Origin of the sequence: Kocuria sabuli, assembly GCF_040981185.1 — a bacterium.
Lineage (GTDB): Bacteria > Actinomycetota > Actinomycetes > Actinomycetales > Micrococcaceae > Kocuria > Kocuria sabuli.
Map to the genome: position 1 here is coordinate 105,273 of NZ_JAVHZE010000005.1, position 11,533 is coordinate 116,805.

Here is an 11,533-nt window from a genome sequence, read left to right on the forward strand (position 1 = left end):
GGTGCTCTACCTCGACGCGGCCGCGACCGCTCCCGTGCGGCGGGAGGTCCTCGAGGCCATGTGGCCCTACCTCACCCAGGAGTTCGGCAACGCCTCCAGCCACCACGAGATGGGCCGCCGGGCGCTCGCGGGACTGGAGACGGCCCGGGAGACCGTGGCCGGGGCGCTGAACTGCCGGCCCGCGGAGGTGGTCTTCACCTCCGGGGGGACCGAGGCGGACAACCTGGCCGTCAAGGGCATCGCCCTGGGGCGGCGGGACCGCGACCCGGCGCGCACGCACGTGGTGACGAGCGCGATCGAGCACTCCGCCGTGCTGGACTCGGCGCGCGACCTGGCCCGCTGGGACGGTTTCGAGGTGACCGAGCTGGAGGTCTCCCCCGAGGGACTGGTGGACCCCGCGGCGCTGGAGCGGGCTGTCCGTGCGGACACGGCCGTAGTATCCGTGATGCATGCGAACAACGAGACGGGTGCGGTCCAGCCGATCGCCGAGCTGGCTGCGGTGGCTCGGGCGCGGAAGGTCCCGTTCCATACGGATGCGGTCCAGGCGGCCGGGTCGCTGGAGCTGGACGTACAAGCGCTCGACGTGGCGGCGCTGAGCCTCGCCGGGCACAAGATCGGCGCGCCCAAGGGCACCGGGGCGCTGTACCTGCGCCGCGGGACTCCCCTGCGGCCGCTGCTCAGCGGCGGCGGGCAGGAGCGCGGCCGGCGCTCCGGGACCTCGGACGTGGCCGGCGCCGTCGGCCTCGCCACGGCCCTGCGGCTCGCGAGCGCCGAGCGCGGGGAGCGGGCGGCTCACCTGGCGGGTCTGCGGGACCGGCTGATCGCCGGGATCCTGACGGTGGTCCCCACGGCGGTCCTGTCGGGTCCCGACCCGCGGGAGCGGCCGGCGTCCCGGCTGCCGGGCACCGCGTCGTTCTGCTTTCCCGGCGTCAACGGCGAGACGGTGCTGGTGGACCTGGAGGCCCGCGGGCTGCTCGTTTCCTCGGGCTCGGCGTGCGCGGCCGGGGACGCCGAGCCCTCCCACGTGCTGACCGCGATGGGGTATCCGGCGGAGGTGGCCACGACCGCCGTCCGGTTCACGCTCTCCTCCGGGATCACCCCGGAGCAGGTGGACGGGATCGTCGCGGCCACGCGGGACGTCGTGCAGCGGCTGGGCGCCCCGCGCGGCTGAGCCCGGCTCAGCCCACGGGCACGGGGTGCTGCGTCCCCTCGTGGCGGACCATGAGGACCGGCTCGCCCTCCGTCTCGACGGTCTGCGCGCTGCCCTCGACCACGGTCCACGGGCCGGCGGGGCAGGAGTGGGGAGCCGGCCCCTCCGGGACGGCGCTCGACGCGCCGCGGCCGTCGAAGCCCTGCAACCGGAAGCCCCGGACCGGCAGCAACCCCCACAGGTTCTCCGGCCGGCTCGTGATCGCCCGGGACTCGGTGACCACGAGGTCCGTCCGCTGGGGCAGGACCTCCGCGGTCTCGGCGTGGGCGCAGGTCCAGGAGATGCCGGTGACCGACTCCGACTCCGCCACGAACTCGAGCGAGGCCGCATTGGCCTGCAGCGTGGCACGGTCCCAGCCGAGCGCGTCCTGGACGTCCGGGGCGGCCACGAAGCCCGTGCCGTCCTCGTGCAACTGCGAGACCGCCCCGAACGTCACCCCCGTCGCCAGAGCCGTCAGTAGCGCGATGATGTTCTGCATGTGCTGTTCCGTCTCCCCGTCCCCGACATCGGCGTGACTCCCCCGCCGCCTTCCCGAACGCTAACGGAGGGGCGGGGGCGGGTCCAGCGCCGTGACCGATCTGTGATCCCGCTGCGACCTGGGACGACATGCTCACCCCAGGACCGGGTCCCGCGGCGCCGTTCTGCGCGGCCGGTGCCGCGTTCCCGCGCCCCCGGTGACACCGGCGGCATCCGCGGCACCGGGAGCCCCGGGCCGGGGTCCGGAGCTCCGGAGCTCCGGAGAGCACAGGACCCCCGGACCGTGCGGTCCGGGGGTCCTGCTCGCGGTGGACGGCGCAGTCGTGCACCGGCCGTGCGGGGTGTTGGATCAGACGATCGACTTGCCCCCGGTGCGCGCCTTCTCGAAGCGCTCCTGGACGTCGGCCCAGTTCACGATGTTCCAGAAGGCCTTGACGTAGTCGGCCTTGACGTTCTGGTAGTCGAGGTAGAAGGCGTGCTCCCACATGTCCAGCTGCAGCAGCGGGATCGTGGCGACGGGGACGCCGTTCTGCTGGTCGTACATCTGCTCGATGACGAGGTTGCCGCCGATCGGCTCGTAGGCGAGGATCGCCCAGCCGGAGCCCTGGATCGTGGTGGCCGCGGCGGTGAAGTGGTCGCGGAAGGCGTCGAAGGACCCGAAGTGGTCGTCGATCGCCGCGGCGAGCTCACCGGTCGGCTTGTCGCCGCCCTCCGGGGAGAGGTTCTTCCAGAAGATGGAGTGGTTGACGTGACCGCCCAGGTTGAACTGGAGGTCCTTGGACAGCTTGGCCGCGGCGGCACCGTCGCCGTTGGCGCGGGCGTCCGCCATCTTCTCGAGGGCGGTGTTCGCGCCGGCCACGTAGGTGGCGTGGTGCTTGTCGTGGTGCAGCTCCATGATCTTCGCGGAGATGTGGGGCTCGAGCGCCGCGTAGTCGTAGGGGAGATCGGGAAGGGTGTACTTCTCGGCCATAGGAGAATCCTTTCGATAGCTGTCGTGTGGTTCCACCCTCGTCCCGTGCGCGAGCAGGGGTCAAGGAGGTTCCGCCACCAGCGTACGGTGCCCGCGTGGACCGGCCGGACAGGGCCTCAGAAGAAATCGGGCGGCGTCTCCAGCGGGCAGCGGGGCGGGTGCGCGGTGAGCTGGGACGGCACGGTGAACTCGAACTGCCCCGTTTCCAGGAGCCGCTTGAGGTCCCCGAGCTCGCCCGCCAGGTTGCGCCGCACGATCCGCTCGGCCCACTTCGCGAGACCTGCCCGGGCGGCCGTGAGGCGCGCGTCGACGGTGGCCCGCACCTCGGTGCCGCCGACCACGGCGGTCCACGTGGTGACCGCGAGCAGGTCGACGACGCCCCGGGTGGTGCGCAGCGCCAGCTTCCGTCCCGGGTCGTGCGCGGACACGATGGTGACGTAGGGGAAGCGCAGCGGGCCGACCCGGCCCAGGAACTCCACGGAGGTCCCGGTCTGGAGCACGGGGGTGCTGATGGTGGGCACGCCCGCCACCCCCCGGTGCCACAGCGGGAAGCATCCGCTGTCCAGCAGGAAGCGCTCCACGACGGGGGGATCGACGTCGATCACCACCGTGTGGTCCACGCAGAACGATGCCGGGCCGAGTGCCATTCCAACCTCCATGCCGGTCCCAGGGCCCGGGACGACGTCGGACCGCCCCCCGGATGCACGGGTGGGATCCACCATCCCATGCACAGGCATTCACATTAGCGACTGGATGTGCCGCCAGGCCAGCCCGGCGTGCACACCCGGTGGAGAAGGTTGTCCACAGGTGTGGACGCCCGTGTGCACAATTCGCAACTCCGTGCGCCCGCTGCCGTTCGGTGGCGGCAGTCGCACGTCAATGCGGGGTTCATGGCGGACAGTGGTGTCCGATGTCACCGGCGGAAGTTATCCACGCTGTGGACAACCCCTGTGGAGAAGCTGTTGAGAAGTGGGGATGCGCGACGTCACGGAAGGTCGCACACCGCCCGAGGTCCATCCGCACCGGGACGCCAGGGCCGGACCGCGGCAACCGGGAGGTCACCGCGAAGGGTGCACGACTGGAGAGTGCGACGGCGACGTCCCGGCCGGGACGTCAGCGAACGGGGCGTCAGGGGCCTGCTCGCGGTCCCCGGGGGTGCTCACCGGGCCGGTTCCTCGCGCGGCGCGTCGGCGGCGTGCAGCCCGGTCACGCAGGCGACGATGCCCGCGAGGAACAGCGCCTTGGCCCAGGACATCGTCTCCTGTCCGGTGCCGGCCGCCCACGCGACCGTCAGCACGGCCCCGATCCCGGTCCACACGGCATAGGCGGTGCCTATCGGCACGACCCGGGCGGCGCGGGCCAGGGTGAGCATGCTGAGGACCAGCGCCACCACGAAGAGCACGGTCGGGCCGGGCCGGGCGAAGCCCTCCGACGCGCCCAGGGCCGTGGCCCACACGGCCTCGAGGACCCCGCTCACGACGAGCAGCCCCCACGCCCGGGACCGCCGGGCCGCCGCGTCCGGCGAGGAGGAGGAAGGGGGCGGGAGGGGCGACGACGGACGTCCGGTCACCGGAGGCTCAGGCGACAAGCCGCAGTCCGATCACGCAGCCGATGATCCCGAGCACCAGCAGCACCTTGAGAGCGGTCGCCGCCTCGCGGCCGGTCAGCATCGACCATGCCACGGTGAGGGCTCCCCCGATGCCCACCCACACCGCGTAGGCCGTGCCCGTGGGCAGGCTCGTCATGGCGTGGGCGAGGCCGAGCAGACTCAGGACCGCCGTCACCGCGAAGACCGCGACCGGCACCGGGCGGCGGAAACCGTCCGAGGCGCCGAGCGCGGAGGCCCACACCGCCTCGAGGACGCCCGACAGGACGAGCACGACCCAAGCCCCCACGGGTCAGCGCTTCGGGACCACACGGATCCAGAGGAACCCGTGGGAGTCGATCAGCAGGCCGTGGCGCAGGTCGAGCTCGGTGTTCCCGTGCAGCTCCACGGCCTGGGGCAGGAACCCCGAGAGAGTCTCTCCCGTGACGAACTGAGACCAGTCGGAGAAGTTGGCCAGGCACAGCACCAGCGTATTGCTGCCCGGGCGCTGGTAGCCCAGCACGTGCGGGTTGCGCGCGTCGAAGGGGATGAGCGCGTTGCCGTCGAACTCCGGGGCGTTGCGGCGCAGCTCGACCATCCGGCGGATGCCGCCGAAGATCCGGCCCTGCACGGAGAACAGCTCGTGGCGGCGCTCGTAGTCCTGGACGGGCCGCGGCGGCCGGTGCACCCAGCGGGCGTCACCGGCGTGGGCCGGGTCCTCGTTCCAGGCGGGGTCGTTGAGCTGGCCGACCTCGTCCCCGAGATACAGCAGCGGGACGCCGCCGGTGCTCATCGCCACGGAGTGGGCGAGCAGGACCCGGTCCACGGCGGGGCCGGGGTCCTCCGCGAGGCCGAGCAGCGACGCGGTGGTCCCGCACACGCGGCAGTCGCCGGTGCGGGGGTTCTCCTGGAACGGCACGCCGTCCGCGAAGCTGCCGGGGTGGCGGCCGGTGTAGAAGGCGTTGAGAAAGCGTCGGTGGTCGTGGCCGTCGACGCCCAGCCGGGCCGCGTCCTCGTCGGAGAACGTCCACCCGATGTCGTCGTGTCCCCGCACGTAGTCCACCCAGGCGGTGCCGGGCGGCAGGGCGTGGCGCTCCTCGAGGGCCTGGGCCAGCAGCTTGGGCTCCCGGGTGGCCATCGCCTCCCAGGTCAGGGCCATCTGCAGCGGGTTGTAGGAGAGCTGGCACTGGCCGGGCTCGATGTACCGGGCCACCTCGTCCGGGTGGACGATCGCCTCGGACTTGAACAGCACCGACGGCGCGGCGATGCGGCACAGCGCGTTGTAGGCGCGCAGCAGCACGTGGGCCTGCGGCAGGGACTCGCACGCGGTGCCCAGCTGCTTCCAGATGAAGGCCACGGCGTCCATGCGCAGCACCTCCACACCCTGGGCGGCGAGGAAGAGCATCTCCGCGGCCATGGCCCGGAAGACCGCGGGGTTGGTGTAGTTGAGGTCCCACTGGAAGGAGTAGAACGTGCTCCACACCCACCGGGGGTCCTCCTCGGTGGCGCGGATCCGGGTGAAGGAGCCCGAGTGGTCGTCCGGGAAGATCTCGCGGGTGGTGCGCTCGAACCGGTCCGGGACGGTGCGGTCCGGGAAGATCCAGTAGTAGTCCTCGTACTCCTGCTCCCCGGCGGCGGCCCGGCGGGCCCACTCGTGCTCGTTGGAGGTGTGGTTGAAGACGAAGTCGAGGACCAGGCTGATGCCGTGCCGGCGCAGCTCCCGGCCCAGCTCGGCGAGCTCCTCCATGGTCCCCAGCCGGGGGTCCACGCGGCGGTATGACGACACGGCGTAGCCGCCGTCCGAGTTGCCCTCCGGGGCCTCGAACAGGGGCATGAGGTGCAGGTAGGTCAGGCCCAGTTCCTGGAAGTACGGGATCTGCTCCCGGATCCCCCGCAGGTTCCCGGCGTACCGGTCGACGTAGCAGACCCCGCCGAGCATCTGCCGCGAGCCGAACCACGCCGGGTCCTGCTCCCGGCGCGCGTCCAGGGCCTTGAGGTCGTCCGGGCGCTCGGCCCAGGAGCGCGCCAGCTGCAGGCCGAGCTCGGTGAGTTCCTCGAGGAAGTCCTCGCGGTGGCCGTAGACCTCGGCGAAGAGCAGGGTCAGCCCGGGGAAGTGCTCGTCGAACCGGCGGTCGAAGTCCTTCCAGCCGGCGTCCGGCAGCTCGGCCGGACGGCGCTCGCGCACCTGCTGACGCACGGACTCGGTGATCACACGGGCCTGGTTCTCGAGCGAGAGGCCCGGGATCCCGGGCGGACTGGTGTTCAGCACACTGCTCCTTCGGTCGTCCACTCCTGGGCGGGGCGGTCTCCGAACTCGAGATCCTCCTTGACGACGAGCCCTCGGATGGTCACGGGCACGTCCTCGCCCGGCGGCGGGAGCGACCCGCACCTCAGCATACTGATGCGCCCCGGTGATTTCAGCGGATGCCCCTCCACATCCCTGTGCACAGAGTTGTCCACAGGTGTGGACGGACGTTGGGGCACCGGGGGTGACCCCCTGTGGCTCCCGCGTCCGCACAGGGCGCCGAGGCCCCGGGAGGTGGGGACACAGTGCCGGGCGTGTGGAGAACCCTGTGCAGGACGGGTCCCGCCGCGGCGGCCCGGGAGGAGCCGCCCATGGGGCACCACCCGCGGAACACCGACGTAGGGCACCTCCCACGGGAGCAGCGCCCGTGGGGCCAGCGCCCGTGGGAGCACCGTGGTCCAGGGGCGAGGACGTCCCCGGGCCACGCTGCTCCTGCGGGGGGCTCAGTAGCCGTTGGCGGAGAGCCACTCCTCGGCGGCGGCGGCCGGGCTCACCGGCTGGTCGCCGCTGACCTTGCGGTTCAGGTCGATGAGGTCCTCCGTGGTGAGCTTGCCGGACAGCTCGTTCAGGGCGTCCACCGCCTCCTGGGGCAGCCGGTCCGCCGCGGCCAGCGGCAGGACCTGCTGGGCGATGAAGTTGTTCTCCGGGTCCTCCAGCACCACGAGGTCGTTGTCGGCGATCGCCGGGGTGGTCGTGAAGATGTCGGCGACGTCCACGTCGCCGTTCAGGAGGGCCTGGACGGTGAGCGGGCCGCCGCCGTCGTTGATCGGCTCGAAGGACTGCGGCACGCAGTTGTACTTCTCCTCGAGGCCGTCGAGGCCGTAGGCGCGCTCGGCGAACTCCGGCGGACCCGCGATCACCAGCTCACCGCACACCTGCGCCAGGTCCGCGATGCTCGTCAGGCCGTACTGCTCCGCCGTCGCGGGCGTGACCACCATGGCGTCCTTGTTCTCCGCCTCGGACGCCTCCAGGACGGTCAGGCCCTCGGGCAGCGCGCCCGGCAGGGCGTCCATGATCTCCTCCGCCGAGCTCGCGGTGGCCTCGGGGTCGGCGAAGAGCAGGAGGTTGCCGGAGTAGTCCGGGACGACGTCGACGGACCCGTCCTGCACCGCTCCCACGTAGGCCTCCCGGGCCCCGATCCCCAGGGAGGTCTCCGTCTCGACCCCGGCGGACTCCAGGGCCCCGGCGTAGAGCTCGGCCACGATCTCGCTCTCCGGGAAGTCGGCCGAGCCCACGGTCACGGTCCCGGAGGGTGCCGCCGAGGAGTCCCCGCCCCCGGCGAGCGGGTCGTCACCGCCCCCGCAGGCGGTGAGCCCGAGCAGCAGGGCGACCCCCAGGGCCGGGCCGGCGGAACGGCGGAGGGAAGCGGGAGCAGTGGTCATGGTGGTTCTCCTGTCGGTGCGGGCGGTCGGTGCGGGCAGTCGGGCGGCGTCGCGGGACGCCGGGAGGGGTCAGGTGGAGGCCAGGCGCAGGCCCGGGGAGGTGGACAGCCGCTGGGCCAGGGCGAGCACGGCGTCCACGGCGAGCGCGAGGACCGCCACGAGCACCACGGAGCCGAGCATCCGCGAGTAGTCGCGCACCGCGAGCCCGTCGATGAGGTAGCGGCCGAGCCCCCCGAGGTTGATGTAGGCGACCACGGTCACGGTCGCCACGACCTGCAGGGCCGCGTTGCGGATCCCGCCCAGGATGACCGGCAGCGCGTTGGGCAGCTCCACGCGGGCCAGCACCTGCCACCCGGTCATCCCCATGGCGGCCCCGGCGTCCTTGAGGGCGGGGGACACGTTGGCGATCCCGGCGTAGGCGCCCGAGAGGATCGGTGGGATCGCCAGCAGCACCAGCGCGATGATCGGGGGCACGAGCCCGAGCCCCAGCAGCAAGGTGAAGAGTGTCAGCAGGCCGAGGGTGGGGAGGGCGCGCAGGGCGCCGGCGAGGCCGACCACGAGGCCGGAGCCGCGTCCCGTGTGGCCCACCCACAGACCGAGCGGGACCGCCACGGCCAGGGCCACGGCCAGGGTCAGGCCGCTGTAGGTCAGGTGCTCGAGCAGCCGGGCCGGGATGCCGGCGGCGCCGGACCAGTTCTCGGGGTCGGTCAGCCAGGAGAGGGCGGTGCCGAAGAGGCTCATGCGACCGCTCCTCTCCGCACCCGCGGAAGGGGTGTGCGGGTCCGGCCCGCCCGCTGCCAGCGGGTCAGCACGTGCCCGCTGCCCCGCAGCAGCAGGTCCAGGAGCACCGCCAGGAGCACGGTGAGGACGATGCCGACCACGATCTCCTCGAGGATGGACCGGCGCAGCCCGTCAGTGAACAGGGTCCCCAGGGACCGGACGCCGATCACGGCGCCCACGCTGACCATGGAGATGTTGCTGACGGAGGCGACCCGGAGACCGGCGACCAGGACGGGCACCGCGAGCGGCAGCTCGACCGCGAAGAACCGGCGCAGCGGGCGGTAGCCCATCGCGGTGGAGGCCTGCAGGACGTCCCGGTCCACGGACTCGAAGGCGTCCACGGAGGAGCGGACGAGGATGGCCACCACGTAGATCGTCAGCGCCACGATCACGTTCGTCACCGAGGTGATCTGCGTGCCCAGGAGCAGGGGCAGCACCACGAACAGGGTCAGGGACGGGATCGTGTAGAGCAGGGACGAGCCCGTGACGAGGACGGGGCGCAGCGCGCGGTTGCGGGCGGCGAGCCGGGCCACCGGGATCGCGATCAGCGCGCCGAGCAGCAGGGGCAGCACCGACTGGACGACGTGGGCGCCCGTGAGCTCCAGGACGTACGGCCAGTTCCGGCTCGTCCAGTTCACCGCGGGGTCCTCCCGCCGAGCCGGGCGTCCTCGATGGCGGCGATGATCTCGCCGGGCTCCATGACGCCGATCGCCCGCCCGTCGTCGTCGACCACCACGGCCAGGCCCGAGGGCGAGGACAGGGCGGCGTCCAGGGCGCTGCGCAGGGAGCCGCCGGGCCGGTGCAGGGTGCCCCCGACCACGGGGTCCTCCTCGGCCCCGGTGCGCACCCAGCCGCGCGGCGCGCCGTCGTCGCCGATCCGCAGGGTCCACCCCCCGGGGAAGGGCCCGTCCCCGGGTCCGACGACGCCCGGGGTGCCGTCCGGGCGGAGGACCGCCACGGAGCGCACCGGGATGTCATGGGCCGAGTCGAAGGTCAGGGAGCGGAAGCCGCGGTCGCGGCCCACGAAGTCCGCCACGAAGTCGTCGGCCGGTGCGCGCAGCAGCTCCTCCGGCGTGGCGTACTGGGCCAGGCGCCCGCCCGTGGCGAAGACGGCCACCTTGTTGCCGAGCAGGACCGCCTCGTCGATGTCGTGGGTGACGAACACGATCGTGCGGTGCAGGCGGTGCTGGAGGTCCAGCAGCTCGCGCTGCAGGTCCTGGCGCACCACGGGGTCCACGGCGGAGAACGGCTCGTCCATGAGCAGGATCGGCGGATCGGCCGCGAGCGCCCGCGCCACGCCCACCCGCTGCTGCTGGCCGCCCGAGAGCTGGGACGGATAGCGGGAGCCGAGGGCCGCGTCGAGGCCCACCGTGGCCAGCAGCTCCCGGGCCCGCTCCCGGGCCTCCTTGCGCGGCACGCCGTTGAGCCGGGGGACGGTCGCGATGTTGTCGACCACGGTGCGGTGCGGCAGCAGCCCCGACTGCTGCATCACGTAGCCCATGGAGCGGCGCAGCTCGTGGGCCGGCACGGAGGTGACGTCCCGGCCCTCCACGGTGACGGTGCCGGAGGTGGGCTCCACCATCCGGTTGATCATCCGCAGGGACGTGGTCTTGCCGCAGCCGGACGGTCCGACGAAGACGGTCAGCGATCCGCGCGGGATCTCGAGATCGAGGGCCTCGACGGCGGTCGTCCCGTCCGGGTACGTCTTGCCGGCGCCCTCGAAACGGATGGCGGTGTCGGTCATGGAGGTCCTCCCGTTGCCGTCCGGCCAGTATAGGCAAGGGGCTCGGACGCCCGGCTAGACTCGCGTCCACCGGAGCGGCCCGGCCACCGCACCGGAGGAGGTGGACGGTGCACAGTCTGGAACTGCTGCTCGGCGAGGACGCCGAGGCGTCCGTGCGCGCCGACTGGGACCGGTTGATCGAGGCGGGCCTGCCCAGCTCCGGCCGGCACCGTTCCCCGTCCAACCGGCCCCACATCACCGTCATGGCCGCGCCCTCGCTGGCGCCGGAGACCGTGCCGGGCATCGACGAACGGGTCGCCGCCGCCGCCGGGTTCGTGGACCTGCCGCTGGCCAGCGCGGGGGTGCTGCTCTTCGGTCCCGGACGGGGCGGCTACGTGGTGGTCCGCCAGGTGGTGACGACCCCCGAGCTGCTCGAGCTGCACCGGCGGGTCTGGGACGCCGTCGGGCCCGTGCCCGGGCAGCCGCGCACCTCGTTCCCCGGGGCCTGGACCCCGCACGTCACCCTGGCCCGCCGGATGCACCCGGACCAGGTGGCCGCCGCGCTGGACGTCCTCGAGCCGCACCCCGCCCCGTTGCGGGCGGTCTCGCTGCGCCGCTGGGACTCGGACGCCCGCACGGTGGTGCGGCTGGCCTGAGCGGTCGGCCCCGCCCTCGGCGCGGCTGCGGCACCCGGCCCCGTCGCACCTGCGCGCGGCCCCGCCGTCCTCGCCACCGTCCTCGCCGCCGGTCGCACCGGCGGGAGCGGCCCCGGCGTCCCCGGGCGGAAAGGGTGCGCGGAGCCGCGTAGGCTCGGAGCATGACGAGCGCACAGGACATCGCCGGCTGGATGGTCGACCGGATCCGCACCGAGGGGCGGCTGTCCCAGGACCAGGCCGTGCAGGAGATCCCGGAGACCTTCGGCCCCGAGTGGGTCCGCACCCTGGAGAACGGGCACACCGCGATCAGCAAGGAAGTCCTCGCCGAGTTCCGCAAGGCCCACGGCGGCACGGTGCAGTGGGACCGGGACCGCCGGTTCTGGTCCCTCAAGGGCTGAACCAAGCCAGGCGCGCCCGCCGACGGCCGGTCGAAGCGCTGCGGCCG

The 11,533-nt window shown here is 73.1% G+C and carries 13 protein-coding genes; 3 read left to right on the forward strand and 10 right to left on the reverse strand.

Annotated elements, in window-relative coordinates; all coding sequences use genetic code 11:
• Position 1 precedes the first annotated feature (1 nt).
• The gene (locus RE027_RS07315; protein WP_368807682.1) at positions 2-1,171 is read left to right on the forward strand and encodes a cysteine desulfurase family protein; all 1,170 of its coding nucleotides are present in this window, start codon (positions 2-4) and stop codon (positions 1,169-1,171) included.
• Between the two features lie 7 nt (positions 1,172-1,178).
• Here RE027_RS07315 and RE027_RS07320 read toward each other — a convergent pair whose 3' ends face one another.
• The 10 genes from RE027_RS07320 to RE027_RS07365 form a co-directional block, all read right to left on the reverse strand.
• Positions 1,179-1,688 (reverse strand): hypothetical protein, encoded by a 510-nt coding sequence (locus RE027_RS07320; protein ID WP_368807597.1) that lies wholly within the window; start codon positions 1,686-1,688, stop codon positions 1,179-1,181.
• Between the two features lie 348 nt (positions 1,689-2,036).
• Positions 2,037-2,657 (reverse strand): superoxide dismutase, encoded by a 621-nt coding sequence (locus tag RE027_RS07325; protein WP_368807598.1) that lies wholly within the window; start codon positions 2,655-2,657, stop codon positions 2,037-2,039.
• A gap of 116 nt (positions 2,658-2,773) precedes the next feature.
• Complete coding sequence (locus tag RE027_RS07330) at positions 2,774-3,304, reverse strand: SRPBCC family protein (protein WP_368807599.1); 531 nt, start codon at positions 3,302-3,304, stop codon at positions 2,774-2,776.
• Between the two features lie 512 nt (positions 3,305-3,816).
• Positions 3,817-4,227: a DMT family transporter gene (locus RE027_RS07335; RefSeq protein WP_387920395.1), complete on the reverse strand. Its 411-nt coding sequence runs from the start codon at positions 4,225-4,227 to the stop codon at positions 3,817-3,819.
• 7 nt (positions 4,228-4,234) lie between these two features.
• Entirely contained in the window at positions 4,235-4,552 is a 318-nt protein-coding gene (locus RE027_RS07340) for a DMT family transporter (protein WP_368807600.1), read from the reverse strand.
• A 3-nt stretch (positions 4,553-4,555) separates the two neighbouring features.
• Positions 4,556-6,439 (reverse strand): amylosucrase, encoded by a 1,884-nt coding sequence (locus RE027_RS07345; RefSeq protein WP_438612422.1) that lies wholly within the window; start codon positions 6,437-6,439, stop codon positions 4,556-4,558.
• A 551-nt stretch (positions 6,440-6,990) separates the two neighbouring features.
• Positions 6,991-7,929 carry an ABC transporter substrate-binding protein gene (locus RE027_RS07350; RefSeq protein WP_368807601.1) on the reverse strand — a complete coding sequence of 313 codons (939 nt, stop codon included), beginning with the start codon at positions 7,927-7,929 and terminating at the stop codon, positions 6,991-6,993.
• Between the two features lie 69 nt (positions 7,930-7,998).
• Positions 7,999-8,670 carry an ABC transporter permease gene (locus RE027_RS07355; RefSeq protein WP_368807602.1) on the reverse strand — a complete coding sequence of 224 codons (672 nt, stop codon included), beginning with the start codon at positions 8,668-8,670 and terminating at the stop codon, positions 7,999-8,001.
• Complete coding sequence (locus tag RE027_RS07360) at positions 8,667-9,347, reverse strand: ABC transporter permease (protein WP_368807603.1); 681 nt, start codon at positions 9,345-9,347, stop codon at positions 8,667-8,669. Before RE027_RS07360 ends, RE027_RS07355 begins: the two co-directional genes overlap by 4 nt.
• Positions 9,344-10,453 (reverse strand): ABC transporter ATP-binding protein, encoded by a 1,110-nt coding sequence (locus tag RE027_RS07365; protein ID WP_368807604.1) that lies wholly within the window; start codon positions 10,451-10,453, stop codon positions 9,344-9,346. The genes RE027_RS07360 and RE027_RS07365 overlap by 4 nt, the downstream gene beginning before the upstream one ends.
• A 107-nt stretch (positions 10,454-10,560) precedes the next feature.
• Here RE027_RS07365 and RE027_RS07370 point away from each other — a divergent pair, with 107 nt between their 5' ends.
• Together RE027_RS07370 and RE027_RS07375 are read left to right on the forward strand one after the other, a co-directional pair.
• The gene (locus RE027_RS07370; protein WP_368807605.1) at positions 10,561-11,088 is read left to right on the forward strand and encodes a 2'-5' RNA ligase family protein; all 528 of its coding nucleotides are present in this window, start codon (positions 10,561-10,563) and stop codon (positions 11,086-11,088) included.
• A gap of 161 nt (positions 11,089-11,249) precedes the next feature.
• Positions 11,250-11,486 (forward strand): DUF6953 family protein, encoded by a 237-nt coding sequence (locus tag RE027_RS07375; protein WP_368807606.1) that lies wholly within the window; start codon positions 11,250-11,252, stop codon positions 11,484-11,486.
• Positions 11,487-11,533: the final 47 nt, after the last annotated feature.

Bases quoted from the DNA above. Each gene is read 5' to 3' on its own strand.
- RE027_RS07350 (WP_368807601.1), bottom strand. From the start codon at position 7,929: ATGACCACTGCTCCCGCTTCCCTCCGCCGTTCCGCCGGCCCGGCCCTG.
- RE027_RS07375 (WP_368807606.1), top strand. From the start codon at position 11,250: ATGACGAGCGCACAGGACATCGCCGGCTGGATGGTCGACCGGATCCGC.
- RE027_RS07320 (WP_368807597.1), bottom strand. From the start codon at position 1,688: ATGCAGAACATCATCGCGCTACTGACGGCTCTGGCGACGGGGGTGACG.
- RE027_RS07330 (WP_368807599.1), bottom strand. From the start codon at position 3,304: ATGGCACTCGGCCCGGCATCGTTCTGCGTGGACCACACGGTGGTGATC.
- RE027_RS07365 (WP_368807604.1), bottom strand. From the start codon at position 10,453: ATGACCGACACCGCCATCCGTTTCGAGGGCGCCGGCAAGACGTACCCG.
- RE027_RS07325 (WP_368807598.1), bottom strand. From the start codon at position 2,657: ATGGCCGAGAAGTACACCCTTCCCGATCTCCCCTACGACTACGCGGCG.
- RE027_RS07355 (WP_368807602.1), bottom strand. From the start codon at position 8,670: ATGAGCCTCTTCGGCACCGCCCTCTCCTGGCTGACCGACCCCGAGAAC.